The sequence below is a fragment of the Kineococcus esterisolvens genome (assembly GCF_050871405.1).
GTDB lineage: Bacteria > Actinomycetota > Actinomycetes > Actinomycetales > Kineococcaceae > Kineococcus.
On sequence record NZ_JBJLRI010000002.1, the window covers coordinates 1 to 25,273 of the forward strand.

Below are 25,273 nucleotides of genomic sequence, written 5' to 3' on the forward strand. Positions count from 1 at the left end.
CCCCCCACACCTCCACCCCCCAGCCCCCCCCCCGCCGCCCCCCCCCCCCCCGGCCCCCCCCCCCCCCCGCCCCCCCCCCCCCCCCCCCCCCCCCCCCCCCCCCCCCCGCGCCCACCCGCCACCCCGTCGTGGCGCCGGTCGCGCACGGTCCGGTCCTCAGGCGAACACCAGGGCGAGGTGCTCCAGGACCGCCGGCAGCGAGGCCGGCAGCGACCGGAACCCGACGTGCCCGTCGGGCCGCACCACGTGGGCCGCCACCCCGTCGACGCCGTAGGCGGTGCGGTACGCCCCCCCGGTGTCCCGGTGCACCCCCAGCCCGAGCGCGGCCGGCACGACCGCGTCGGGGCTGACGACCAGGTGCACGTCGAGTTCCCCGGCGGCCGCCGTGCGGGCGGCGTCGGCGAACTTCTCCAGCTGCAGGAACCCCTCCTCGCCCACCCCGGCGTCGGCGTACAGCAGCAGCGCCGAGCGCGTCGAGCGCAGCAGGTCGAACAGCCGCAGCTCGTGGGCGACGCCGAACCGGCGCAGGCCCGTGACGTCCGGGGCGCGGTACCCCGGTTCGGGGCCGTCCACCGCACCAGCGACGGACTCGCCCACGAGCGGGCTGCCGGCGTAGTTCATCGTCATCTGCATCTCGAGCAGGAACTGGGCCTTGGCGTCGTCCATGTCGATCTCGTCGGTGAACGCCAGGTTCACGGCGCGGTCCACGATGGCCCTCCCGGCGGGCCGGCGCTCGGCCTCGTAGCTGTCGAGCAGCCCTTCGGCGGCCAGGCCCCGCACCGCCAGCGCCAGCTTCCAGCCGAGGTTCCAGGCGTCCTGGATGCCGGTGTTCATGCCCTGACCGCCGGCCGGCGGGTGCAGGTGGGCGGCATCGCCGGCCACGAAAACCCTGCCGTCGCGGTAGCGGTCCACGATGCCGTGCTTGATGCGGAAGATCGACGACCAGCGCAGGTTGCTCGCCGTGGTGCCCGCGGGCCCGAGCTCGTCGACGACCTCCTGGATGTCACCCAGGACCGGCGGGTCGTACTCCTGCCAGAACCCGGCGGGCACCACGCCGGTGCCGACGGCATCGATGAACCGCTGGGGCGCCATGGTGGCGACGCGGTAGCGGTTTCGGCCCTTCAGCGGCACGCACACGAGCATGCCGGTGAAGGCGCCGTCCTCCTCGATGCGCACGAACCGCAGCAGGTGCCCCGACGGCATGTCCCAGTCGAGGTCGACGTCCCCGAGCATGAACAGCTGGGGGAACATCGACAACCCGCCCTCGAACGTCAGGCCGAGGCCCGAGCGGACGGTGCTGTGCGCGCCGTCGCAGCCGACCAGGTACTGCGTGCGCACCACCTCCTCGCCGTGCGCGGTGCCCAGCACGGCGGTGACGCCGTCGACGTCCTGCCCGAACGTCAGCAGCTCCACCCCGCGCTCGACGCGCACCCCGGCGCCCGCGAGGGCACCCGCGAGCAGCCGCTCGGTCTCGTACTGCGGAAGGCCCAGGTGGGCGTAGGGCAGTTCCTCGAGGCCGGACCAGTCGGTCTCGTACGTCTGGACGCCGTTGACGTGCACGGTCTGCCCGTGCAGCCAGGTGCCCGCGTCGATCGCCTGCGCCACGATGCCCTGCCGCTCCCAGATCTCCATGGTGCGGCAGTGGATGCCGATGGCCTTGTCGGCCTGGGTGGAGGCCTCGGCGCGCTTGTCGACCAGCCGCACGCGCACCCCGCGGCGGGCCAGTTCCAGGGCGTGGGTCATGCCTGCGGGGCCGGCGCCGACGACGAGGACCTCTGGGCCGGCGGTGGTCGCCGCGGCCGGGACCTGCGGGACCTGCGGGACCTGCGGGACCTGCGGGACCTGCGGGACCTGCGGGACCTGCGGGACCTGCGGGACAGGCAGGACCGGCGCGGTGGCGAGCGGTGCGCGGGCCGCCGGGGCCGCCGGGGTCCTCGCCGGCGCGGGGGCGGCACCGTGCGCCTGGACGACCGGGCGCTGCCGGATCGGCAGGACGCGGCACCGGGAGTCGGCCGAGAGCCAGCGCGCCAGCGGCCCGTCGACCGCCGGGTCCTCCACCCGCTGCCGGAACCGCTGCTCGTCCTCCCACTCGGCCACGATGTGGAAGCGGCCCGTCTCGGGGTCGTGCAGCAGCTCCTCGCGCAGGTGCCCGTCCTCGCGGCCCGCGCGGGAGGCCGCGGCGCGGTAGGCCCGCACGAACTCCTCCTCCTCCCCCGGCGCGACGGATGTGGAGGTGTCCACGCGCACCGCGCCGGGGACGAACTGCCACGTTCCGGGGTCGCCGGCGCCGACGGCGGGGCGCTCGCGCAGCTGGTAGACGATGCGCTGGAAGTCGACCGAGAGCCAGCGCGCCAGCGCGGCGGAGTCCGCCAGGTGCGCGGGGTCCTCGACCCACTGGCGGAACCCCTCCGCGGACTCCCACTCGGCGAAGATGTGGAAGCGCCCCGTCTCGGGGTCGTGCAGCAGCTCCTCGCGCAGGTTCCCGCCCCTGCCGCCGACGCGGGAGGCGACGACCAGGTAGGCGCGCTCGAACGCCTCCTCCTGCCCCGGCGCGACGGAGGTGGAGATGTCCACCCGCACCGCACCGTGGTCGGCCGGTGCCGGCTGCTGCTGCTCCTGCCCCACCTGCCGCCCCGGGACCTGCTCCAGCACCGTGAAGACCTCGCGGGCGGCGTCCTCACGCAGCTCGCGCAGGGACTCGGTGAGGTTCTCCCGGGCGCTGCTGCGGCCGAAGGCCGCGGCAGCCTCCTCGTCGGTCCAGTCGCTGGCGATGGCGAACCACCTCTCCTCGGTGCGGCTTCGCATCAGCTCCTGTCGCAGGTTCCCCGGTGCGCGGCTGATCTGCGCCGCGGCCAGGCGCCAGGCGGCCACGAACTCCTCCTCGCGGCCGGGGCGGGCCCGCATGCGCAGCACCGTGCGCACCGGACCGCCCCGCAGGGGCGTCGACGCGCTCACGCACCCCCTCCCTCGAACCGCCGCAGCACCATCGCGCTGTTGAACCCGCCGAGGCCGCGGGCGACCACGAGGACCGTGCCGACCGGGGCCTGGCGCGGTGCGGCGACGAGGTCCAGACCGTGGGCCTCGGCCGACGGCTCGTCCAGGTTGCCCACGGCGGGCACCACGCCGTCGCGGATCGCCAGCAGGGCGGTCGCCACGGCCAGCGCCGAGCCGCCCACGCTGAGGCGGCCGACGAGGCCCTGCGGAGCCGAGACCGGCACCGGGGCGCGGCGGCCGGCGAAGGCGGTGCGCAGCGCCTCGGCCTCGGCGACGTCCAGCTCCGGCACACCGGCCGCGTCGGCGATCACGAAGTCCACGTCGTCCGGACCCACGCCGGCGTCGCGCATCGCCAGCCGCATCGCCCTGGCGTACTGCCCCGGGTCGCTCAGCGGGTCCGACGGCGAGGACGCGTCGTGGGTGGCCGCGTAGCCGGCGATCTCGCCGTGCACCCGCGGAGCGCCGCGGCCGAGCGCCTGCTCGGCGTCCTCCACCACGAGCACCGCGCCGCCCTCACCGGGCACGTACCCGCCGGCGGCGGCGTCGAACGGCTTGTACCCCCGGCGCGGCTCGCGCGCCGGCGTCAGCCGCCCGCTCACCGACTGGCAGGCCAGCGCGTACGGCGACAGCGAGGCCTCAGTGCCGCCGGCCAGCACCGCGGGCGTGCCGCGGCGCACCACGCGGCGCGCGTGCCCCAGGCTGTCCAGGCCACCGGCGGCCTCGGTGACCAGCACGCTGGCCGGGCCCTTGGTGCCGTGCTTGATGGAGGCCTGCCCGGTGCTGGCCGCGTAGAACCACGCGATCGACTGGTAGGCCGTGACGGCCTGCGGACCGCGGCCGTACAGGCCCGTCATCTCGCGCTGGCCGAACTCGTTGCCCCCGGAGGACGCCGCCAGCGCCACCGAGGTGGCGTACGGGTCGTGCTCGGCCGGGTCGTACGCCGCGTCGCCCAGCGCCATGGCGGTGGCCGCCAGCGACATCCAGGTCCACCGGTCGGTCTGCACCTGCAGCCGCGCCTCGACGTGCTCGTCCGCGCTGAACCCGGGCACCCGCCCGGCCAGCGTCACCCCGTAGGGGCTGGAGTCGAACGTGTCCAGCGGGCTCACCCGCAGCTCGTTCGCCCGCACGCAGGCCCAGTGCTGCTCGGCACCCACGCCGCTGGGCGCGACGACGCCCAGTCCCGTCACCACCGCGCGCGTCACGACGCGCTCCGGGACGGGGAGCTGAGGGCCACTGCGGACTGGAAGCCGCCGAAGCCGCTGCCCACGGACACCGCCACGTCGATCCGCTGGTCGCGGGCCGTCTTGGGCACGTAGTCCAGGTCGCACTCCGGGTCCGGGTTCTCCAGGTTCGCAGTGGGGGGCACGACGCCGAACTCCATCGCCAGCGCGCAGGCGGCCAGCTCGATGGAGCCGATCGCCCCCAGCGAGTGCCCCACCATGGACTTGATGGAGGTCATGGGCACCTCGTAGGCGTGCTGCCCCAGGCTGAGCTTGACAGCAGCGGTCTCGTGCCGGTCGTTCTGCTTGGTGCCCGAGCCGTGCGCGTTGACGTAGTCGACCGCACCGGGGTCGATGCGGCCCTGCGCCAGGGCGGCGTCGATGGCCCGGCTCATCTCCGTGCCGTCGGGTCGCAGCCCCGTCATGTGGAAGGCGTTGCACCGGTTAGCGAAGCCGCTCACCTCGCAGTACACGTGTGCGCCGCGCGCCCTGGCGTGCTCGTACTCCTCCAGGACGAGCACCGCTCCGCCTTCGCCCATGACGAACCCGTCGCGGGTGGCGTCGAAGGGCCTCGACGCCGTGGCGGCCTCGTCGTTGCGCGCCGAGGTGGCGCGGATGGCGTCGAAGCAGGCCACCGAGATCGGCGAGATGGGGGCGTCGGCGGCGCCGGCGATGACGACGTCGGCGTCACCGTCCTCGATGAGCTGGAACCCGTAGCCCACCGCGTCCAGTCCGGAGGTGCAGCCGGTGGACATCACCGAGGCCGGCCCGTGGGCGTGGAAGCGAGCGGCCAGCTCCGAGGCGCCGCTGCTGGGGATGAGCACCCGGTCCAGGAAGCGGCTGCCGTAGGCGGGGTCGACGACCCAGTCCTTGCCGGAGTCGCTGACCTGGACGTACTCGTCCTCCAGGCGCATGGTGGCGCCCACCGCGCTGCCCAGGCTCACCGACAGCCGGTCGTGGTCCACGTCGGTGCCGGAGGCGAGGTCCAGGCCGGAGTCGGCCACGGCCTCGTCGGCGGCGATCATCGCGAACCGCGCGAACCGGTCGGTGCGCGCGATCTCGTGGGTGGTCAGGCCGCGCGCGGCGAAGTCGACGTCCACCTCGGCGGCGATGCGGGAGCGGAACCGCGACGCGTCGAAGAAGCTGATCGGGCGGGTGGCCGTGCGGCCGTCCACCAGCAGCTGCCAGAAGCTGTCGCGGGTCGGGCCGCCCGGGGCGACGACGCCGACGCCGGTGACGACGACGCGGCGCCCGCCGATCACGAGGCGGCCCCGGGCAGCGGCGGCAGCTCCTCGGTGTCCACGTGCCCCAGGCGAGGCTGCGGCGCCAGCGGAGCGAGCGTGAACACCGCGACCGCCGGCTCGGCGGAGTCGTTGATCAGCTTGTGGCGCACACCGATCGGGACGCAGACGCCCTCCTGGGCGCGCAGGGTGCGCAGCTCGCCGTCCAGCCGGACGCCCAGCTCGCCGCTCGTCACCAGCAGGAACTCCTCCGAGTACGGGTGCCAGTGCTCGGTGACGACCTCCCCCGGCTGCAGGGTGACGGTGCCCATGAACCCGGTCGTCGACCCGACGGTCGACGGGGCCAGGACGGTGCGCACGTCACCACCGCGGCGGCGGTTGGCGGGGACCTCCGCCGCGCTCACGGTGCGGATGTCCGACGGGTTCGGGGCCTGCGCCTGGTGCGTGCGCACCGGGTCGGGGGCGCCCACGTTCGGGTGGCCGTCGCGCAGCTGTTCGGGCCGGACCTCGGTCGTCATGCGTCGCTCCCCTGCTCGGCGGGGGCGGCAGCGCGCGCGGCGGCCTCGACCTTCCCCCGGATCACGTCCATCTGGACGAGCGTGTTGGCGTTGATGCGGTCGGTCATGGTGGGCGTGTCGACGGGGGCCTGCGGGCGCATCGCGAAGTCCTGCACCCAGCGCATCAGGACGCCGTCGGGGCGCTGCTCGTAGCTCCAGCGGATGTCCATGAACTCGAACGGGCCGGGTTCGGTGCGGCGGGCGACGACGGTGCGGGTGCTGGGGTCGGGCGTCCGCTCGGACACCCACGACCACACCTTGCCGTTATCGTCCGGGTGCATCGACAGCCGGAAGGTGATCTTGCCGTCCTCGCGGTTGAGGACCTCCGCGGAGGCGTACTCGGTGAACAGGTCCGGCCAGTTCTCGACGTCGTTGGTCATGTCCCACACCAGGTCCATGGGGGCGTCGATGAGCACGGAGTTGTCGACGTGCCCGGGCGTCGGCGAGGTGGTGCCGGCCGGCGCTTCGGTCTCCGCCGCGCTCACGCGCCGGTCCGCGCGGAGTTCACCATGTCGACGATCGAGCCGAGGGAGTGGTCCTCGGCGTGCGCACCCTCGTCGACGGGCAGGCCGTACGCCTGCTGCAGCTCCGTCTGCAGCTGCAGGAACGCCAGCGAGTCCAGGCCCAGGTCGGTGAACATGGCGTCCGGGTCGCTGGTGCGGGCGGAAGCCGGCAGGCCGACCTTGGCGACCAGCAGGTCCATCAGGTCCTCGATGCCGAAGGTGGTGTTCTGGACGGTCACGGTGATCTCCTCGTCAGGTCCTGCTGCGGGTGGGTGGGGGCTTCACGCGCTCAGCGCCGTGGCGCCGTCGAGGAAACCGGTGTGGTGCTTGCCGGCCTGGAAGACCGGGTCCCCCAGGACCTGCAGGTGCAGGTCCCGGGTCGTCGTGACGCCCTTGCCCTCGATGCGCATCTCGGCCAGCGCCGTGCGCATCCGGGCCAGGGCCTGCTCCCGGTCCGGGCCCCAGGCGATGAGCTTGGCGACCAGGGAGTCGTAGTGCGGGCTGATCCGCGCGCCGGCCGTCAGGGCCGTGTCGACCCGGATGCCGGGGCCTCCGGGCAGGTCGAACACGTCCAGCAGGCCCGGTGCGGGGGCGAAACCGCGGGACGGGTCCTCGGCGTTGATGCGGCACTCCACCGCCGCTCCGTCGAGCCTCACGTCCGCCTGGTCCACGCTCAGCGGTTCGCCGGCGGCGATGAGGATCTGCTCGCGCACCAGGTCCAGGCCGGTGACCATCTCGGTGACCGGGTGCTCGACCTGGATGCGGCAGTTGACCTCCATGAAGGAGAAGTCGCCGCGCTCGTCGAGCAGGAACTCGAACGTTCCCGCCCCGGTGTAGCCCACCGCGAGGGCGCCGCGCACCGCGGCCGCGCCGATCTCCTGGCGCTGCTGCGGCGTCAGGCCGGCCGCGGGGGCCTCCTCCACCAGCTTCTGGTGGCGGCGCTGCACGGAGCAGTCGCGCTCACCGAGGTGCAGGCCGTTGCCGTGCTCGTCGAGCAGCACCTGCACCTCGATGTGGCGGGCGTGGTCCAGGTACCGCTCGACGTACACGGTGCTGTCGCGGAACACGCTGTGCGCGGTGCGCCGCGTCGCGGTGTACGACTGGCGGAACGCCGCGGGGTCGCGGACGACGGTGATGCCTCGCCCGCCGCCGCCGGCGGCCGCCTTGATGACGACCGGGTAACCGATGGTGTCGGCGATCGCCGCGCCTTCGTCGGCGGTGGCGACGGGTTCGACCACGCCGGGCAGCAGGGGCAGGCCGGCGGCGGACATCTCCGAACGGGCGCTGGCCTTGTTGCCCAGACGGGCCATCACGTCCGGGCGGGGGCCGATGAACGTGATGCCGTTGTCGGCGCAGACCTCGGCGAAGTCCGGGTCCTCGGACAGGAACCCGTAACCGGGGTGGATCGCGTCGGCACCGGTCTGCATGGCCGCCTCGACCACGTTGGGGATGTTCAGGTAGCTGAACCGCGAGGGCGCCGGGCCGATGTTCACCGACTCGTCGGCCATGCGGACCACCGGCGAGTCGCGGTCGGCGCTGGAGTGCACCGCCACCACCCCGATGCCCAGGCTGCGGCAGGCGCGCGCCACGCGGACCGCGATCTCGCCGCGGTTGGCGATGAGGACCTTGGAGAACACGCGCTCACCCGGCCCGGGGCGCGTCGGCGGCCTCTGCCCCGACCGGCTCGATGCGCACCAGGGGCTGGTCGAACTCCACGGGGGACCCGTTCTCCACCAGCACCTCCACGACGCGGCCGGTGACGTCGGAGACGATCGAGTTCAACAGCTTCATGGCCTCGACGATCCCCAGCACCTGCCCCACCGAGACCGTGTCGCCGATCGAGACGAAGGGGGCCTCGTCGGGCGAGGGCGCCGCGTAGAACGTGCCCACCAACGGCGCGCGCACGGTGTGCAGGTGCTCGTCGCCCGCGGGTGCGGCGACCGGCACGTCGGCCGCCGGTGCACCGGCGGGAGAACCCGTGGGGTGGGCCGCCACGGGCGTGGGGACGCCCACGTCCTGCCAGTCCACCTCCACGGTGACCTGGCCGCGCGAGAGCGCGATCCGCCTCAGGGGCCCGTGGAGCGACCGCGACAGCGACACCGCCTGGTCGGTCAGCTCCTGGACGACGTCCTGGTGGACCTCCACCGAGTGCACCTCCACCGCAGCGCCCACCCCGCCCGTTCCGGTCGTGCCGTTCGTGCCGGCGCGGTTCCCGCTCGCGCTCGTGCCGTTCGTGCTCACAGCGATCCCCTCCCCGCACCGATGCCCCGCAGCCGGGCGCTGCGCAGCCGCAGCAGCTCGGGCGCATCCACGGCGCACAGCTCGTCCAGCGCCTCCGTCACGGCTCTCGCCACCAGGCCCGCCGCCGCCTCCGGGTCCACGTGCGCCCCACCGGCGGGTTCGGGGACAACACCGTCGGCGACCCCGAGGTGCACCAGGTCGGCGGCGGTCACCCGCAGGGCCCGGGCCGCCTGCGGGGCCTCCTGCGCGTCGCGCCACAGGATGGCGGCGCACCCCTCGGGGCTGATGACGGAGAAGAAGGTGTTCTCCAGCATGAGCAGGCGGTCACCGGTGGCCAGGGCCAGCGCACCGCCGCTGCCGCCCTCGCCGGTCACGACGCTCACCACGGGCACGCGCAGCCGGCTGGAGCGTGCGATGGCCTGGGCGATGGCGATCGACTGCCCGCGCTCCTCGGCGGCCACACCCGGGTACGCCCCGGGCGTGTCGACCAGCGTGACCACCGGCATCCCGCACCGCTCGGCGTGCTCGAGCAGCCGCAGCGCCTTGCGGTACCCCTCCGGGTGGGGCATGCCGAAGTTCCGCGCAACGAGCTCGCGGGTGTCGTGCCCCTTCTGGTGGCCGAGCACCACGACGGGCCGGCCGGCCAGCGATGCGACACCGGCGACGATCGCCGGGTCGTCGGCGTGGGCGCGATCCCCGTGCAGCTCGACGAAGTCGTCGAAGGCGAGGTCGAGGTAGTCCAGCGTCGTCGGCCGGTCCGGGTGCCGGGCAGCACGCACGACGTCCCACGCGTCGCGCCCGGAGGTCGCCGCCGCCCGTCGTGCAGCGGTCGTGCCGGGCACGCGCGGGGCCGGGATGCAGCCGGCGCCGGGGACGGCCGGGACCGCACCGGGACGGTGCAGCCGCAGCAGCCGGCCCAGCAGCGGGCGCAGCCGTTCGCGGCCCTCCACCCGGTCCACCAGGCCGTGGGCCATGAGGTACTCGGCCTGCTGGAAACCCTCGGGGAGCTCCTGCGGGACGGTCTGCTGGATGACGCGCTTGCCCGCGAAGCCCACCGATGCGCCGGTCTCTGCGATCAGGACCTGGCCGAGCGAGGCGAAGGACGCGGTGACGCCGCCGAACGTCGGGTCGGTCAGCACGCCCACCGTCAGCAGCCCCGCCTCGGTGACCAGCGCGAGGGCCTGGCTCGTCTTGGCCATCTGCAGCAGCGCGAGGGCGCCCTCCTGCATCCGTGCACCGCCGGAGGCGGTGACCAGCACCAGCGGCAGGCGCCGGCGCACGGCCTCGTCCGCCGCCGTGGCGACCGCCTCCCCCGTGGCGCACCCCATGCTGCCGCCGAGGAACCCGAAGTCCATCACCAGCAGCACGAGGGGCTCGCCCTCGATGCGCGCGGTGCCGGTGACCGTGCCCTCCTGCTCACCCGTCGCACGTCGGGCGCGCTCCAGGCGGTCGGGGTACGGAGCCGTGTCGCTGAAACCCAGCGGGTCGTGCGGCACGGGCGCCAGGGCGAACTCCTCGAAACTGCCGGGGTCGGCGAGCTGGGCGATCCTGGCCCGGGCGGAGAGCCGCTGGTGGTGGCCGCACTCGTGGCACACCTCGAGGTCGCGCACCAGGCGGCGGCGGTAGAGGGGCCGCGCGCACCCGGTGCACTTGACCCACTCGGTGCCGGTGGTGGGCGGGGTCGCGGTGGTCGTCATCGGGTCTCTCCTGCGGGCTGCTGGAGGCGGTGGCCGGTGCGGCTCACTGGCCGGGCCGCCAGGTGTAGAAGCGGCGGGCCGAGGCGTCAGCAGGACCGCGCCACGTGGACAGGTACGGCGAGATGAACGGGTCGAGCCTGCGGCTGATCTCCCCGAACCCCGGTTGCCGGGCGGCGATCTCCATGACCTCGGCCGCGTCGCGGTCGAACTCCACGAGGTGCACGTAGAGGTCGCCGAGGCTGTAGAGGCTGCGCTCGGTCACGCCCAGCGCGTGCGGCAGGTCCGTCGCGTCCGACTCGGCGAAGATGCGCGCCACGTCCGGTTCCGCACCGGGGGAGATCTTCGCCACGATGAGGTTCCGGGCGGTCGTGCGGTCGGCGGCGGTGGTCGTCTCCGTTGCGAGAGGACGCGTCATGGGAACTCCTCGTCAGGACGTGCCGGCCCGGCGTGCTGGGGCGAGCCGGCGGTGGGGTTCGGCAGCGGGTTTCAGCAGGGGGTTCCAGCAGCGGTGACGGGTGCGGGTGCCCGGGCCGTCGCTCCGGCCGGGTCCGGCCGGTGGCCGCACGGGTGGCTGCGAGGTGGTTCTGAAGTGGTTCTGGAGCGGTGCCGCCCAGTGGTTCCCCGGTGGTTTCCCGAGTGACCGCTGTGATGAGCGTGGCCGCTCGTGCACCCGCCGTCAACGCCGACGGCGGTCTGCGGGAGCGCCTGTCAGGTCCGTGCCAGCATGGGAGCGGGTACCTGCCAGCTCCCTGCCGAGCGCCGGGTCAGTCCAGCTCGACGGGCACGTCGACGAGGCTGCCGTACTCGGCCCAGCCCCCGACGTAGTGGCGCACCCCCGGGTGGCCCAGGAGCTCGACCAGGGCGAACCACAGCAGGGAGCTGCGGTCCGCCACCCGGCAGTAGACGACCACGTCGGACGACGGCGTCAGGCCCCGGTCGGTGAACAGCCGCCGCAGGCGCTGCGGTGGCGCGAACGCACGCCCCTCCAGGACCTCCCCCGAGGGCAGGTTGCGCGAACCGGGGATGTGCCCGGGCACGCGGTGCCGCTCCGCGGCGATGTCCAGCTGGTGCTGCACGTGCCCCTCGAACTCCGCCTCGGTGCGGCAGTCCAGCACGAGCACCGGCGCAGGGGCACCCACGTAGCGGGCCAGCAGTTCGTCGCGCCCGACGACGATCGACTCGTCGCGCCCCGGGCTGCGGTAGTCGGCGGCGGCCACCACGACCGGTACGTCCTCCAGCCGCTCGCCGGCCGCCGTCCACGCCGGCACACCGCCGTCCAGCAGGCTGATGCGCCGGTGGCCGTACAGCCGCATCACCCAGAACGCGTACGCCGCGTGGCTGGTCGTACCTGCTGAGCAGAGCACGACGTGGTCGTCCACGCCCACGCCCATCGCCGACATGAGCCGCTCGAAGTTCCGCTGCGAGACCGGCCCGCGCCGGACGCGTTCGTGCAGGTCGTCGTACGTCGACAGCGGCAGCGAGCCCGGCAGGTGCCCGGCGTGGTAGGCGGTGGAGTCGTCGTCCACCTGCAGCACGACCACCGACGAGCGGTGCGCAGCGAGCCAACGGGGGTCCACCAGCGGGGGTACCGGATTCGCAGCGGAGTCGGGACCGGCGCGCTGGGCGGTCACGTCACGTGCCCTCCCTCGTCCAGCAGACCCCAGTCGGCGGCGCGCAGCAGCGCCTCGGTGCGCGTCTCCGCACCGAGGCGACGGTACAGCTTGGCCAGGAGGCGGTACATCTCCCGCTCGGAGTAGGACGCCGAGCGGGCGACGGCCGCCACGGTCCCGCCCTGGCCGAGCATGCGCAGCCACTCCCGCTCGTGCTCGGCCACCTGCGGCGCGCCCGAGGCGCTGGGCGGTTCCGACAGCGCCGCCAGCACGTGCTCGGGGATGACGACCCGTCCCGCCGCTGCGGACAGCACCACCTCCACCGCGGCCTCCAGCTCCACGGCGGGGTCCAGCACCCCCAGGGCGCCCGAGCTCACAGCGGTCGCGAAGGCGTCGCACTCGCCGCCGAGCGACAGGTGCACCAGGGCGACGCGCTCCTCGACCGGCGTGCCCAGCAACGTGGCGCGCACCCGGTCCGCGGTCGCCTCGGGCACCACGAGGACGGCCGGAGCGCTGGCGGACTCCTGCTCCAGCACCGCGAGCAGGTCCTCGCCGTCGGTGCGCACGACGCGGTCCGCGCCCGCCGCGCTCAGGGCGTGCGCCAAGCCGTGGCCGTACACCTCGGGCACGCCGCTGAGCACGACGAGCGGTGCCCGCGTCGAGGGGGCGCTCACGCGCGCCCCCCGGCGGGCGTGGTCGACGCAGTGCGCGGGTGGCCGCGGACCGCGGGGCACCTGCTTCGTCGAGGTCGGGGCGCGGTACGGCTCAACGGGGCGGCCGCGGCGGGCGTCACCGCACCAGCCTCGCGCACCGCGACGTCCCACGGCCGTGCCGCGCACGGCAGGTCACTGCCAGGCGCTGGCAGGTCGCTGGTGATCTCAGCCGGGGCACCTTGACCGCCCGCGCGCCGCGGGAGCAGCGTCCCCGAGCGGACGGTGCCCCGGCCGGGGTCCCGCGCTCCGCGCCCCAGGAGGTCACCGTGGTCGAGGTCCCCGTGCGGCGTGCCGCGCCAGCACGCGCCACCGCGAGCGCCCCGCCCGGCGCCGCCGCGCTGCTGGCCCCCGGCCAGGGCGCTCAGCGCCCGGGCCAGCTGGCGCCCTGGCTGGAGCTGCCCGGCGCCCGCGAACAGCTCGGCGAACTGTCCGAGGCGGCCGGCGTCGACCTCGTCGCGGCGGGCACCACCTGGAGCGCGGAGCAGATCCTGCCCACCCAGGTCGCGCAGCCGCTGCTGGTCGCCACGTCGCTGCTGGTGGGCCGCGAGCTGCTGCGCGACGGCGCCCCGGGGTTCCTGGCGGGCCACAGCGTCGGGGAGTGGACGGCGGCGGCCCTGGCGGGGGTGCTGGACGACGCGAGCGCGCTGCGGCTGGTGGCGGCGAGGGGCCGCGCCATGGCCGCGTGCTGCGACGGCCGCTCCGGCATGTCCGTCGTCCTGGGCGGCGAGGCCGGCGAGGTGCTCGATGCGGTGGCCCGGAACGGGCTGCTGGCCGCCAACCACAACGGCGCCGGGCAGCTGGTGGTCGGTGGCCCGGACGAGGCGCTGCGCGCGCTGGAGGAGGACCGTCCCGCCGGTTCGCTCGTCCGGCGCCTGCCGGTGGCCGGGGCCTTCCACACCCCGGCCATGGCGGGGGCGGTACCGGTGCTGCGCGCCGCGGCAGACGGCGTGCTCGCCGCGGACCCCGTGCACCCGCTGCTGTCCAACGCCGACGGCGCCGTGGTGACCACGGGACCCGAGGTGCTGCGACGCCTGGTCGCCCAGGTGGCCGGGCCGGTGCGCTGGGACCTGTGCACCGCGGCGATGACGCGGGCGGGCACGCCGGCCTTCGTGGAGCTGCCGCCGGCGGGCGCGCTGAGCGGGCTGGTCCGTCGAGCGCTGCCGCGGGCGCGGGTGCTGGCGGTGCGCGGCCCGGAGGACCTGCCCGCGGCGGCCCAGCTGCTCGGCGGCTCCTGACGCGTGCTCCGGGGCCGGCCCGGGTGCGGGGTCGGCCCCGCACCCGGGTGCGACGGAGGTCCGCGGACGGGACGGGGCCCCGTGGAGGAGGCGGTGCACCGTGCTCAGCCCGGCGCGGGCCGTCCTGTCACGCCGACAGGAGGCCGGCGCGCTGGGCCGCGAGCAGGGCCTCGGTGCGGTTGGCCGCCCCCAGGCGCTGGTAGGCGCGGTTGAGCAGCCGGTACATCTCGCGCTCGGAGTAGCAGCTGCGCACCGCGAGCTCGGCCACCGAGACGCCCCTGGCGAGCTGGCGCAGCCAGCCGCGCTCCTCGGCCGGCACGTCGTGCACCCGGCCGCTCACCAGGGGCTGGCACAGCGCGCGCGCCACGGGGGCCGGCAGGACGGTGAAGCCGTGGGCGGCCGCGGTGACCACGGCGAGCAGGTCGTCGAGCGGCGCACCGGCGTGGGCGACGCCGCGGGCCCCGGCGCGCAGCGCCTCGACGTGGTGGGCGGGGCCCGGGTCGTCGAGCAGGACGACCAGCACCGCCCGGGGGCCCGCGCAGCGCTGCAGGAGGTGAGCGGTGGCCCGCGCGGCGGCGAGCGTGGTCAGCACCACCGTGGTCGGCACCACGCGGGTCCCGCACGCCGCGGCGCGGGCCGGGCCGGCGGTGGTGAGGTGCTCCTGCAGCTCACCGAGGTCGCGCAGGCGCTCGGCGTGCAGCCCGTGCTGCTGCCCGGCGGCGGTGACGATGCCGTGGGCGGTCACCGGCGGCACCCCGCACACGAGGACGCGGAAGGTGCCGCGAGCGCCCGGCGGCGCGGGTGAGCGCTGGGGGCCGGACGCCTGGGCCGGGACCGCGGCGACGTCGCGCGGTGCTCCCGCGCTGGCTCGGGCGGTCGAGGGGCACCTGGAGGCCGGGATGCGCGCGGGCACGTCCCCGGGGAGGGGGAGGGTCGAGGACAGCGGGGAGGTCTCCGCAGACATGGCAACCACCAGAGGCCGGGGTCCGACGTGGGAGGTGGGGGCGGCGGTGCTCGGTGCTCTCCTCGACCCCGCCGCGCGCTCGCGCGCCCCCCGTGCGGCTGCGGGTCGGGCTCACCTTCGGTGACCTGTGAAGGAGCTGTCAACCGCCTGAGCGGCCCGACGTCACTGAGCGTCACGCGATGCGCACTCACGTTCCACCCCCGTCACCGGGACGTCAGGGGCGGGTCACCAGCGGGTCACCAGCGCACGACGAGCGGTCGGGTGGGCTGGACCGGCGCCCCGGGCCGTCCGGAGCCGCCGGCCGGGAGGGGTCAGCGGTGCGCCCGGTCCGCCCGGGCGATGGCCTCCTCCAGCTCGGCGCGCAGCGGTGCCACGCGCCCCTGGTCGGGGTGCTCCCCCAGCGCCTTGAGGTGGCGCCGGGCCTCGGCGAGCCGGCCGGAGTCGATGGCGGCGGCCACCAGGTGCCGGCCGGCCTCGACGTCGTGCTCGCGCGGGCGCCAGTGGCCCACTCCGAGGCTGAGCGCCTCGTCGTTCATGCCCGCGTCCCGCAGGATCCCCAGGGCCTCGGCCAGGCCGGTGCCGGAGGGGTCGCGCTCGGCGGCGATGCCCAGGCGGCGCAGGGCCGCCTCGCGGTCGTCGTGCAGCGACAGGCGCCCCAGCACCAGCAGGGGCCGCCACGCCCGCGGGCTCTGCGCCAGCTCCTCCGCCAGCGCCCACACGGCGTTGTCGGCGGCGCGGCGGGCGTCCTCGGCCTCGTGCCCCTCGGCGGGGTGGTCGGCCACGTGCGCCTCGGCGGCGCGGGTACGGACGGTCTCGGCCATGGCGTCGAACGCCTCGGCGTCGTTCGGGTCGTCGTGCAGGGCCTCGCGCAGCGCGGCCTCCCCGAGGACCGGCGCGACCGGGGCGTTGCGGCGGCGCCTGCGCCGGCCCGCCTCCCCGGTGCGGGTCCCCTGCGCGGGGCGTCGGCGCCAACGGTCGAGCAGTCCCATGCGTCCCCTCCCCGGCGTCCTCGTCGGCTCCCGCGACGGGGCCCGGCACGTCCTGCGTCACCGGCCCCCGGGGCCGGCGGGTGCCGGCGCAGGAGGAGGACCCAGCCCTCGAACCCTAGCCCAGGGGCCCGCCGGCGTCCCGTCGCCGTACGCTCGCGCACGTGCCCCCGCACTCCGCCGAGCTGTCCGAGGACACCGTCCGGCGACTGGAGGCGGCAGCCGGGACCTTCGCCTCGGCCATCGCCGCGCGCATGGACGAGGGTCTGCCGTGGTACGCGGCGCTGCCGCCGGACGAGCGCTCCTGGGTGGGGCTGGTGGCCCAGGCGGGGTTCACGGACTTCGTGCGCTGGCTGACCGAGCCGGACCCCGCCGTGCTGGCCGCCACCGCCGTCTTCAGCACCGCCCCGCGGGAGCTGATGCGCTCGGTGACGCTGCAGCAGACGGTGGAGCTCGTGCGCACGGCCATCACGGTCGTGGAGGAGGGGCTCGACGCCGTCGTGGGCGAGTCCCGCCCCGGCGAGCAGGTGCTGGCCCGCGAGGCGCTGCTGCGCTACTCCCGGGAGGTCGCCTTCGCGGCGGCGGCGGTGTACGCGAGAGCCGCGGAGAGCCGGGGGGCGTGGGACGCGAGGCTGGAGGCTCTCGTGGTCGACGCCGTCCTGCGCGGCGACGGGGAGGACACCATCGCCTCCCGGGCCGCAGCGCTGGGCTGGACCCTGGACGCACCGACGGCCGTGGTCATCGGCGCCGCCGGGGAGCAGACGCCCGGCGGGGTGGTGCCGCGGGTGCGCAAGGCGGCCCGGGCGGCCGGCGGCGAGGCGCTGGTGGGCGTGCAGGGCGACCGGCTGATCGTCGTCCTGTCGGGGGTGGCGGACCTGCGCGAGACGGCCGCGGGGCTGGCCGTGACGGAGTTCGGCCCCGGCCCGGTGGTGGTGGGCCCCACCGTGCCGTCCCTGCCGGTCGCCGCGCGCTCGGCCCGAGCGGCCCTGGCGGGGGTGGTGGCCGCGCGGGCGTGGCCCCGGGCGCCGCGGCCGGTGGAGGCCGACGACCTGCTGCCGGAGCGGGCCCTGTCCGGCGACGCGACGGCTCGCCGCGCCCTGGTGGACCGCGCGTACGTGCCGCTGGCGCGGGCGGGCGGGGCGCTGCTGGAGACGCTGGCCGCCTACCTGGAGTCCGGGGGGTCGCTGGAGGCGTGCGCGCGCGCGTTGTTCGTGCACGCCAACACGGTCCGCTACCGCCTGCGCCGGGTCGGGGAGGTGTGCGGGTGGACGCCCACCGAGCCGCGGGAGCGGTTCGTGCTGCAGGTGGCGCTCGCGCTGGGCCGGCTGGCGCAGGCGGGGCCGCAGGGCGGCCGGGACGGCGGCCGGGACGCGGGGTGAGCCGCCGCGGCAGGCCCGCGGCAGGCCCGCCGGTCGAGCGTGACGACTCCTCACGCTGCGTGCCGACCCCCGGGACGGCACGAGAGGTCTTGTAGGTATCCCACAACACGCACGGGCAAAGTCCGTGAGCGTCGTGACCGTGAACACCAGGTGACGCAGGGCACGCTCGTCAGGTGCTCGTCTTCGTCTTCCCCGGCCAGGGTTCGCAGTCCCCGGGCTTCCTGGCCCCCTGGCTGGAGCTGCCCGGCGTCGCCGACCGGCTGCGCTGGGCCTCCGCCGTCGTCGGCGACGACCTCGTGGCGCACGGCACCGTCTCGGACGCCGAGACGCTGCGCGACACCGCCGTCGCCCAGCCGCTCATCGTCGCGGCCGGGCTGGTGGCGCTGCGCGAGCTCGTCGACGGCCCGGCGCAGCTGGCCCGGGTCGCCGGCGCCGTGGCCGGGCACTCCGTCGGCGAGCTGACCGCCGCGGCCGCCACCGGCGCCCTGAGCCCCGAGCAGGCCCTGGTGCTGGTCCGCGAGCGGGGTCGCGCGATGGCCGCCGCCGCGGCGGCCCGGCCCACCGGCATGAGCGCCGTCCTGGGCGGCGACCCCGCCGAGGTCGCCGCGGCCCTGTCCCGGCTGGGCCTGACGGCCGCCAACGACAACGGCGGCGGGCAGGTCGTCGCCGCCGGTGAGCTGCCCGCGCTGCGGGCGCTGGCCGACGAGCCCCCGGCGAAGGCCCGGGTGGTGCCGCTGCAGGTGGCCGGGGCGTTCCACACCGAGCACATGGCGCCCGCCGTCGGCACCCTGCGCGAGCTGGCCGCCGGGCTGGAGCCGGGCACCGCCACCGTGCCGCTGGCGGCCAACGCCGACGGCGAGCTGGTCACCGACGGCGCGCAGCTGCTGCCCCGCCTGGTGGCGCAGGTCAGCCGGCCCGTGCGCTGGGACCTGTGCACCGAGGCGTTCCGCCGCCTCGGCGTCACCGCGCTGATCGAGCTGGCCCCGGCCGGGACGCTGGTGAACCTCGCCAAGCGCCAGCTGAAGGGGATCGACGTCCTCGCCCTGAAGACGCCCGCCGACCTCGAGCGGGCCCGAACCTTGATCGCCGAGCACGGGGCGGCCGCGGCCGCGACGGCCGGCGCAGGAGGCGTCCAGTGACCGACATCCAGTCCTCCGCCGCGCGGCACTCGCGCATCCTCGGCATCGGCGCGCACCGGCCGCCGCGGCTGATCGGCAACGAGGAGGTGTGCACCTGGATCGACTCCTCCGACGAGTGGATCCAGCAGCGCACCGGCATCCGGACCCGCCGCTGGGCGGCCGAGGACGTCGGCGTCGTGGACATGTCCGAGGACGCCTCGGCCAAGGCGCTGGCCGCGGCCGGCCTGACCGGCTCCGACATCGACGCGGTCGTCCTGGCGACCGTCTCCTACCCCTACCAGACGCCGGCGGCGGCGGCCGTGCTCGCCGACCGCCTCGGCGCCACCCCCGCCGCCGCCTTCGACATCTCCGCCGGCTGCGCCGGTTTCTGCCACGGCGTCGCCCTCGCCAGCGACCTCGTGCGCGGCGGCACGGCGGGCAACGTGCTGGTGGTGGGGGTCGACAAGCTCTCCGACTTCACCGACAAGCACGACCGCTCCACCGCGTTCCTGTTCGCCGACGGCGCCGGCGCCGCGGTGGTGGGGCCCTCGGCCGACGTCGGCATCGGCCCCACCGTGTGGGGCTCGGACGGCTCGCAGGCCGACGCCATCCGCTCGAAGTTCTCCTGGCTGGACCTGCGCGCCTCGCGCGCCGCCGCCGCGGACCCGATCGCCGCCGAGGCCGCCGCCCAGGAGCCCGAGAAGTGGCCCTACCTGGAGCAGCAGGGCCAGTCGGTCTTCCGCTGGGCGGTGTGGCAGATGGCCCCGGTGGCCCAGCGGGCCCTGGACGCCGCCGGCGTGAGCGCCGAGGAGATCGACGTCTTCGTGCCGCACCAGGCGAACGCGCGCATCATCGACGCGATGGTCAAGCAGCTGAAGCTGCCCGAGTCGGTGCACGTGGCCCGCGACATCGTCGACATGGGCAACACCTCCGCGGCCAGCGTGCCGCTGGCCATGGAGCGCGCCGTCGCCGACGGCCACGCCCCCTCCGGCGGTCTGGCCCTGCTCATCGGCTACGGCGCCGGCCTGTCCTACGCCGCGCAGGTCGTCCGCCTGCCCTGAGCCGCCCCGGCGGCCCCACCGACCCCTGGGCGCGGACCGCGCACCAGGCCGACGCGGTGACCGGATCACCGGCCACCCACACCGAAGGAGCGACGCATGGCCAGTGAGCAGGAGATCCTCAGCGGTCTCGCCGAGATCGTGAACGAGGAGACGGGCCTGCCCACCGACAGCGTGCAGGCCGACAAGTCCTTCACCGACGACCTCGACATCGACTCGCTGTCGATGATGACGATCGTCGTGAACGCCGAGGAGAAGTTCGGCGTGCGCATCCCCGACGAGGACGTGAAGAACCTGCGGACCGTGGGCGACGCCGTCGCCTACATCTCCCAGGCCCAGGGCTGAGCAGCCCGCACCGCCGCGACGCCGGCCCGCACCCCGCGGGCCGGCCCGGCACCGCAGCCGTCACCGCTCGAGAAGGAGTTGACCGACCATGACCGCGACCGCTCGCCGCGTCGTCGTCACAGGGATGGGAGCGACGACACCGCTCGGCGGGGACGTCCGTTCCACGTGGGAGGCCGTCCTCGCCGGCACCTCCGGGGCGCGTCCCATCAGCGCCCCGTGGACCGAGGAGTACGAGCTGCCCGTCACGTTCGCCGCGCAGGCGGCCGTGGCGGCCGAGCAGGTCCTGGAGCGCCGCGAGGTCAAGCGCCTGGACCCCTCCCAGCAGTTCGCCGTGATCGCCGCCCGTGAGGCGTGGGCGGACGCCGGCACCCCCGACGTCGACCCGCTGCGGCTGGCCTCGGTGGTCGCCACCGGCATCGGCGGCATCTGGACCCTGCTGACCGCCTACGACACCCTCCGCGAGAAGGGCGCGCGCCGCGTCCTGCCGCTGACCGTGCCGATGCTCATGGGCAACGGCCCCACGTCCGCCGTCAGCCTGGAGTTCACCGCGCGCGCCGGCGCGCACACCCCCGTCAGCGCGTGCGCCTCGGGGGCGGAGGCGCTCGCCTACGGCGCCGACATGATCCGCAGCGGCCGCGCGGACGTGGTCATCGCCGGCGGCACGGAGGCGGCCATCCACCCCCTGCCCATCGCCTCGTTCGCGTCGATGCACGCGCTCTCGCGGCGCAACGAGGACCCGGCGCGGGCCTCGCGGCCCTTCGACACCCAGCGCGACGGCTTCGTGCTGGGCGAGGGCGCCGGCATCGTCGTGCTGGAGTCCGAGGAGCACGCCCGGGCCCGCGGGGCGCGGATCCACGCCGAGCTGCTCGGAGCGGGCCTGTCGGCCGACGCGCACCACGTCGCCGCCCCCGAGCCGGAGGGCGCGGGCGTCAGCCGTGCGGTGCGCGACGCGCTGCAGTCGGCCGGTGTCTCGGCCGCCGACGTCGTCCACGTCAACGCCCACGCCACCTCCACGCCCGCGGGCGACGTGGCCGAGGACAAGGGCCTGCGCCTGGCGCTGGGGGACGCGGCGGAGGGCATCGCGGTCTCGGCCACCAAGTCGATGACCGGGCACCTGCTGGGCGCGGCCGGCGCGGTGGAGAGCATCCTGACGATCCTCGCCCTGCGCGAGCGGATGGCGCCGCCGACGATCAACGTGGACGACCTCGACCCCGAGGTCACCCTGGACGTCGTGCGCAAGGACCCGCGACCGCTGAACGGCGGGGCCCGGCTGGTCGGGATCAACAACGCCTTCGGCTTCGGCGGGCACAACGTCAGCGTGGTGTTCGCCTCGGTCTGAGCGGCCGCCCACGCGTGAGGGCCCCGCACCCGGTGGGTGCGGGGCCCTCGCGCGTGCGGGTGCTCGCAGGTCGTTCAGCCGACGTGGTGCAGCCAGCGCACAGGGGTGTCGTCCCCGGCGTGCCGGAAGACCTCCAGCTCGCAGTCCCACGCCTCCCCGACGGCCAGGGCCAGGGCGCGCCGGGCGGCGGCGGGGTCGGCGGCCGGCCCGTCGAGCAGCTCCAGGGCGGCGCGCACCCGGTCCTCGGGGACCTGGACGTTGCCGTGCACGTCGGTGACCGCGTGGAAGATGCCCAGGGAAGGGGTGTGGCTCCAGCGCCCGCCGTCGCAGCCCTGGCTGGGTTCCTCGGTGACCTCGAAGCGCAGGTGCGCCCACCCGCGCAGCGCGGAGGCGAGCCGGGCACCGGAGCCCTGCGCCGCTTGCCAGGAGTACTCCGCGCGCAGGCAGCCCTGCGCGATCGGCTGCGCGGTCCAGTCGAAGGACGCGCGCACGCCGAGGACACCGCCGGCCGCCCACTCGATGTGCGGGACGAGCGCTCGCGGTGCGGAGTGCACGTAGAGCACGCCGCGGGTGATCGCACCGGACATGCCGTCCTCCTCTGCATCGGTGTGAAGGGCGTCTTCCCCAACGACCCCGCACCACGCAGGTGAACGTGTCCGAACGACTACCGGACGTGCTGTTGCGGTCATCATGCCTCACGGCCTCCGCGCGCACCACCACCGCGCGACGCGCCCGCGTGTCGCGCCCGGGCGCCGCACGGCCCCGGCCGGGGTGCGGCACGGCCTTCAGGTCCGGGCCCGGCGTGCCGATGGGACGGGGTGCACGAACCACCGGTCCCGGAAGCGGGGACGTCCTCGCAGGGTGAGCTGTCGGAGGTCATCCGCCCGGCCGCCATCGTGCCCGAGGAGGCCGCCCGCTCGGTCCTGGTCGAGCTGGCGCTGCGCGACGTGCAGAACGGCGGGGTCTGGCAGACCGGGCCCAGCCTGTGGAGCCGCTTCGACCGGCCGTGGAACGGCCCGGAGAACGTCGCCGGCGCCGAGCTCATCGGGCGCATCCACGTGGCCTACGGCACGCCCACGCGCTACGAGATCACCGTCTACCGGGTGACGGTGACCCGCTTCGGCAGCGCCCTCGGCTGGAGCGTGGACTCGCTGTGCGACGAGGCGCTCAGCCACGGCGGGCTGCGGCTGCGCGACTGCCCCCGCGCCACGCTGGCCGCCCCGCCGCCGCCCTTCGCCGGCTGAGCCCCGCCCCGCCCCCCGCGCGGTCCGGGGCCGTGCGGCGGCGGCCCGCGCGCGGTGGCAGCATCGCCCCGTGCCCGACGTCCCCGGCGCGCAGCCGCCCCGCCGCCACCACCGCCCCGCGATGCCCGGGGACGACGCCCTCGTCGCCCTGGCCGGCGGCGTGGACCCCTCCGCGGTGCAGGAGGCCGCGCACGCGGCCGCCAGCGCCCTGGTGCACGGCGCCCGCTCCGCGCAGGACGCGGAGGTCACGCGGCGGGTGGTGCGGCTGGCGCAGGAGGAGGGCCTGGAGGTGATCGCCTCGCTGTGGGCGGACGCCCCCGCGGACTCCCTGGCGGGTGCGCTCTGGCGGTTGTACGTGCTGCGCACGTGGGTGCAGCGCTCCCCCGCGGCGGTGGCGCAGCAGTTCGCCGAGGGCCGTCGGCACGCGCCCGTCCTGGAGGTGCTGGCAGGGGTGGCGGACCCGCCGGGGCCCGCGGAGGTCGCCGCGGTCGTCGACCAGGTCCTCACCGGCGTGGCCGAGGGCGACTTCGCGGTGACCCTGGAGCGGGCTGCGGCGTTCTGCCGGATCGTCGCCGTGGGGCGTGCCCACCACGCCGACGAGCCCCGCCGCACCGAGCACCACGCCGACCCCGAGGACGCCGCGGCAGCGCTGACGCGCTCGGCGGCGCGGCTGCTGCGCACGGCCGAGCAGCTGGAGGTCGTGGCCCACCGCTGGCGCGCCGGGGAGCTCGGCTGACGCGCTCGGCTCGCCACCGGCCCAGGGTGCGTCGTTACACTGGTCGAGGCGCCGGGCCGCGGTAAGCCCCGGGTCCCAACTGGAGCCGCTACGAGCGGCGATGCGCCGTGAGGCGCTTCCCGGTCCGGCGCCGCCCCACCCCCCTCGGGGGTCGGGGCGGTCAGCGGTCCCGCGGGGCCAGCACGATGATCGCGGCCCCCACCAGGCACACCGCCGCCCCCGTCAGGTCCCACCGGTCGGGCCGGAAGCCGTCGGCCACCACGCCCCACAGCAGCGAGCCGGCGACGAACACGCCGCCGTAGGCGGCGAGCACCCGCCCGAAGGACGCCTCGGTCTGGAAGGCCGCGACGAACCCGTACCCGGCCAGCGCGAGCGCACCCAGCCCGCACCACCACCAGCCGCGGTGCTCGCGCACGCCCTGCCACACCAGCCACGCGCCGCCGATCTCCAGCAGGGCGGCGGCGGCGAAGAGAACCGCCGTGCGCACCACGTCCTGCGCCCCGTCCAGCACCGGTGCCACCCCCTCGACCCCTCGTCCCCGGCCCCTCGTCGCGAGCACCGGCGCGCTCGCGGGAGGATCGGCCCATGACGCTAGAGGTGCCGCACCCGGCCGCGACGACGCCCCTGCCCGATGCCGCGGCGGTCGAGGCGGCCGCCCGGCGCCTCGCCGGGGTGGCCACGCGCACCCCTCTGGCGACGAACCCGCGCTGGTCGGCGGCGACCGGCGCGCACGTGCGGCTCAAGCGCGAGGACCTGCAGGTGGTGCGCTCCTACAAGCTGCGCGGCGCCCACAACCTCATCGCCCAGCTCACCGACGGGGAGCGGGCGCGCGGCGTGGTGACGGCCAGCGCGGGCAACCACGCGCAGGGCGTGGCGTACGCGTGCGCGGCGCTGCGGGTGCGCGGGCGCATCTACGTGCCGCGCACCACGCCGCGGCAGAAGCGCGACCGGATCGCCGCGCTGGGCCAGGAGTACGTGGAGACCGTCGTGCTCGGCGACACCTACGACGAGTCCGCGGCCGCCGCGGCGCAGGAGGCGCGCGAGACCGGCGCGACCGTGGTGCCCGCCTTCGACGACGCCCGCACGCTGACCGGGCAGGGCACGGTCGCCGTGGAGGTCGTGGAGCAGCTGGCCGCGCTGGGCGAGGCGCCGCCGGACGTGCTGGTGGTGCCCGTCGGCGGCGGGGGGCTGCTGGCCGGTGTGCTGACGTGGGTGCGCGAGCGGCACCCGGGGGTGCGCGTGGTGGGGGTGGAGCCGGCGGGGGCGCCCTCGATGGCGGCGGCGCTGGCCGCCGGGGGCCCGGTGCGGCTGGAGCAGCTGGACTCCTTCGTCGACGGCGCGTCGGTGCGGCGCGTGGGGGACGTGACGCACGCCGTGGTCGCCGGGGCGCCGGTGGAGCTGGTGGAGCTGGTGACGGTGCCCGAGGGCGCGATCTGCGTGGAGATGCTGGCGATGTACCAGACCGACGGGATCATCGCCGAGCCGGCGGGGGCGCTGGCGACGGCTGCGCTGGCGGAGGCGCTGAGCGTGGAGCCGGGTCAGAGCGTGGTGTGCGTGGTCTCCGGCGGCAACAACGACGTCAGCCGGTACGCGGAGATCGTGGAGCGGGCGCTCGTGCACGAGGGGCGCAAGCACTACTTCCTGGTGGACTTCCCGCAGGAGCCGGGTGCGCTGCGCCGGTTCCTCGACGAGGTGCTGGGCCCGGACGACGACATCACGCTGTTCGAGTACGTCAAGCGCAGCAACCGGGAGACCGGCCCGGCGCTGGTGGGCATCGAGATCCCCTCGAAGGAGGAGCTGCCGGCGCTGCTGGAGCGGATGGCGGCCGCTCCCCCGTCCTTCGAGCGGATCTCCGCGACGGAGCCGCTGTACCGGTACCTGCTCTGACGCGCCGCCCCCCTCCGGAACCGGGACGGGGGCGGGTGCGTTCCCGCGGCATGGGTCTGTTCTTCCGGCGCTCGAAGGCTCTCGGTCGCGGTGTTCGGCTGAACGCCTCGAACCGCGGCGTCAGCTTCTCCAAGCGGTTCGGGCGTGCGACGGTCGACTCGCGGGGGCGCATCTCGGTGCGCCTGTTCAAGGGTCTGAGGTGGCAC

Annotated in this window: 25 protein-coding genes; 9 read left to right on the plus strand and 16 right to left on the minus strand. The window is 75.9% G+C overall.

What is annotated here, in order from left to right; genetic code table 11:
• Window positions 1-156: 156 nt before the first annotated feature.
• The 12 genes from ACRYR8_RS01035 to ACRYR8_RS01090 form a co-directional block, all read right to left on the minus strand.
• Window positions 157-2,955 carry an FAD-dependent monooxygenase gene (locus ACRYR8_RS01035; RefSeq protein ID WP_432482221.1) on the minus strand — a complete coding sequence of 933 codons (2,799 nt, stop codon included), beginning with the start codon at window positions 2,953-2,955 and terminating at the stop codon, window positions 157-159.
• Window positions 2,952-4,196, minus strand: a complete 1,245-nt coding sequence (locus ACRYR8_RS01040; RefSeq protein ID WP_432482222.1) for a beta-ketoacyl synthase N-terminal-like domain-containing protein — start codon at window positions 4,194-4,196, stop codon at window positions 2,952-2,954. Before ACRYR8_RS01040 ends, ACRYR8_RS01035 begins: the two co-directional genes overlap by 4 nt.
• Window positions 4,193-5,473: a beta-ketoacyl-[acyl-carrier-protein] synthase family protein gene (locus tag ACRYR8_RS01045; protein ID WP_432482349.1), complete on the minus strand. Its 1,281-nt coding sequence runs from the start codon at window positions 5,471-5,473 to the stop codon at window positions 4,193-4,195. Before ACRYR8_RS01045 ends, ACRYR8_RS01040 begins: the two co-directional genes overlap by 4 nt.
• Window positions 5,473-5,973, minus strand: a complete 501-nt coding sequence (locus ACRYR8_RS01050; protein WP_432482223.1) for a cupin domain-containing protein — start codon at window positions 5,971-5,973, stop codon at window positions 5,473-5,475. Before ACRYR8_RS01050 ends, ACRYR8_RS01045 begins: the two co-directional genes overlap by 1 nt.
• Complete coding sequence (locus tag ACRYR8_RS01055) at window positions 5,970-6,497, minus strand: SRPBCC family protein (protein ID WP_432482224.1); 528 nt, start codon at window positions 6,495-6,497, stop codon at window positions 5,970-5,972. The genes ACRYR8_RS01050 and ACRYR8_RS01055 overlap by 4 nt, the downstream gene beginning before the upstream one ends.
• Window positions 6,494-6,754, minus strand: a complete 261-nt coding sequence (locus ACRYR8_RS01060) for an acyl carrier protein (RefSeq protein WP_432482225.1) — start codon at window positions 6,752-6,754, stop codon at window positions 6,494-6,496. The genes ACRYR8_RS01055 and ACRYR8_RS01060 overlap by 4 nt, the downstream gene beginning before the upstream one ends.
• A 42-nt stretch (window positions 6,755-6,796) precedes the next feature.
• Entirely contained in the window at window positions 6,797-8,152 is a 1,356-nt protein-coding gene (locus ACRYR8_RS01065) for an acetyl-CoA carboxylase biotin carboxylase subunit (protein ID WP_432482226.1), read from the minus strand.
• A 4-nt stretch (window positions 8,153-8,156) separates the two neighbouring features.
• Window positions 8,157-8,756, minus strand: coding sequence for an acetyl-CoA carboxylase biotin carboxyl carrier protein (gene accB / locus ACRYR8_RS01070; protein WP_432482227.1), 600 nt, complete (start codon window positions 8,754-8,756; stop codon window positions 8,157-8,159).
• On the minus strand, window positions 8,753-10,453 hold the full coding sequence (locus tag ACRYR8_RS01075) for an acetyl-CoA carboxylase carboxyltransferase subunit alpha (protein ID WP_432482228.1): 1,701 nt from the start codon (window positions 10,451-10,453) through the stop codon (window positions 8,753-8,755). The genes accB and ACRYR8_RS01075 overlap by 4 nt, the downstream gene beginning before the upstream one ends.
• Before the next feature lie 43 nt (window positions 10,454-10,496).
• Window positions 10,497-10,868 (minus strand): TcmI family type II polyketide cyclase, encoded by a 372-nt coding sequence (locus tag ACRYR8_RS01080; RefSeq protein WP_432482229.1) that lies wholly within the window; start codon window positions 10,866-10,868, stop codon window positions 10,497-10,499.
• Window positions 10,869-11,217: 349 nt separating this feature from the next.
• Complete coding sequence (locus ACRYR8_RS01085; RefSeq protein ID WP_432482230.1) at window positions 11,218-11,994, minus strand: sulfurtransferase; 777 nt, start codon at window positions 11,992-11,994, stop codon at window positions 11,218-11,220.
• A gap of 86 nt (window positions 11,995-12,080) precedes the next feature.
• Window positions 12,081-12,737 (minus strand): hypothetical protein, encoded by a 657-nt coding sequence (locus ACRYR8_RS01090; RefSeq protein WP_432482231.1) that lies wholly within the window; start codon window positions 12,735-12,737, stop codon window positions 12,081-12,083.
• Window positions 12,738-13,042: 305 nt separating this feature from the next.
• On the opposite strand from ACRYR8_RS01090, the gene ACRYR8_RS01095 reads away from it, so the two are divergent.
• Window positions 13,043-14,011, plus strand: a complete 969-nt coding sequence (locus tag ACRYR8_RS01095; RefSeq protein WP_432482232.1) for an ACP S-malonyltransferase — start codon at window positions 13,043-13,045, stop codon at window positions 14,009-14,011.
• 127 nt (window positions 14,012-14,138) lie between these two features.
• On the opposite strand, the gene ACRYR8_RS01100 is transcribed toward ACRYR8_RS01095, so the two are convergent.
• Together ACRYR8_RS01100 and ACRYR8_RS01105 are read right to left on the minus strand one after the other, a co-directional pair.
• The gene (locus ACRYR8_RS01100; protein WP_432482233.1) at window positions 14,139-14,756 is read right to left on the minus strand and encodes a DNA-binding response regulator; all 618 of its coding nucleotides are present in this window, start codon (window positions 14,754-14,756) and stop codon (window positions 14,139-14,141) included.
• 530 nt (window positions 14,757-15,286) lie between these two features.
• On the minus strand, window positions 15,287-15,964 hold the full coding sequence (locus ACRYR8_RS01105) for a hypothetical protein (RefSeq protein ID WP_432482234.1): 678 nt from the start codon (window positions 15,962-15,964) through the stop codon (window positions 15,287-15,289).
• 161 nt (window positions 15,965-16,125) lie between these two features.
• Here ACRYR8_RS01105 and ACRYR8_RS01110 point away from each other — a divergent pair, with 161 nt between their 5' ends.
• From ACRYR8_RS01110 to ACRYR8_RS01130, 5 genes are all read left to right on the plus strand, one after another.
• The gene (locus ACRYR8_RS01110; RefSeq protein ID WP_432482235.1) at window positions 16,126-17,340 is read left to right on the plus strand and encodes a PucR family transcriptional regulator; all 1,215 of its coding nucleotides are present in this window, start codon (window positions 16,126-16,128) and stop codon (window positions 17,338-17,340) included.
• A 173-nt stretch (window positions 17,341-17,513) separates the two neighbouring features.
• Window positions 17,514-18,479: an ACP S-malonyltransferase gene (locus tag ACRYR8_RS01115; protein WP_432482236.1), complete on the plus strand. Its 966-nt coding sequence runs from the start codon at window positions 17,514-17,516 to the stop codon at window positions 18,477-18,479.
• Complete coding sequence (locus ACRYR8_RS01120; protein WP_432482237.1) at window positions 18,476-19,519, plus strand: beta-ketoacyl-ACP synthase III; 1,044 nt, start codon at window positions 18,476-18,478, stop codon at window positions 19,517-19,519. The genes ACRYR8_RS01115 and ACRYR8_RS01120 overlap by 4 nt, the downstream gene beginning before the upstream one ends.
• A gap of 96 nt (window positions 19,520-19,615) precedes the next feature.
• Window positions 19,616-19,861: an acyl carrier protein gene (locus ACRYR8_RS01125; protein ID WP_166611561.1), complete on the plus strand. Its 246-nt coding sequence runs from the start codon at window positions 19,616-19,618 to the stop codon at window positions 19,859-19,861.
• Window positions 19,862-19,949: 88 nt separating this feature from the next.
• A complete protein-coding gene (locus ACRYR8_RS01130; RefSeq protein WP_432482238.1) occupies window positions 19,950-21,200 on the plus strand; it encodes a beta-ketoacyl-[acyl-carrier-protein] synthase family protein in 1,251 nt (416 codons plus the stop codon).
• A gap of 74 nt (window positions 21,201-21,274) precedes the next feature.
• On the opposite strand, the gene ACRYR8_RS01135 is transcribed toward ACRYR8_RS01130, so the two are convergent.
• Window positions 21,275-21,787: a DUF3145 domain-containing protein gene (locus ACRYR8_RS01135; RefSeq protein ID WP_432482239.1), complete on the minus strand. Its 513-nt coding sequence runs from the start codon at window positions 21,785-21,787 to the stop codon at window positions 21,275-21,277.
• Window positions 21,788-22,018: 231 nt separating this feature from the next.
• Between ACRYR8_RS01135 and ACRYR8_RS01140 the strand changes: the two genes are divergently transcribed.
• Together ACRYR8_RS01140 and ACRYR8_RS01145 are read left to right on the plus strand one after the other, a co-directional pair.
• Window positions 22,019-22,444 (plus strand): hypothetical protein, encoded by a 426-nt coding sequence (locus tag ACRYR8_RS01140; protein WP_432482240.1) that lies wholly within the window; start codon window positions 22,019-22,021, stop codon window positions 22,442-22,444.
• A gap of 70 nt (window positions 22,445-22,514) precedes the next feature.
• Window positions 22,515-23,180: a hypothetical protein gene (locus ACRYR8_RS01145; protein WP_432482241.1), complete on the plus strand. Its 666-nt coding sequence runs from the start codon at window positions 22,515-22,517 to the stop codon at window positions 23,178-23,180.
• A 160-nt stretch (window positions 23,181-23,340) separates the two neighbouring features.
• Here ACRYR8_RS01145 and ACRYR8_RS01150 read toward each other — a convergent pair whose 3' ends face one another.
• Window positions 23,341-23,670 (minus strand): YnfA family protein, encoded by a 330-nt coding sequence (locus ACRYR8_RS01150; protein WP_432482350.1) that lies wholly within the window; start codon window positions 23,668-23,670, stop codon window positions 23,341-23,343.
• Window positions 23,671-23,765: 95 nt separating this feature from the next.
• Between ACRYR8_RS01150 and ilvA the strand changes: the two genes are divergently transcribed.
• Window positions 23,766-25,067, plus strand: coding sequence for a threonine ammonia-lyase IlvA (ilvA, locus tag ACRYR8_RS01155; RefSeq protein WP_432482242.1), 1,302 nt, complete (start codon window positions 23,766-23,768; stop codon window positions 25,065-25,067).
• The last annotated feature ends 206 nt before the right edge of the window (window positions 25,068-25,273 follow it).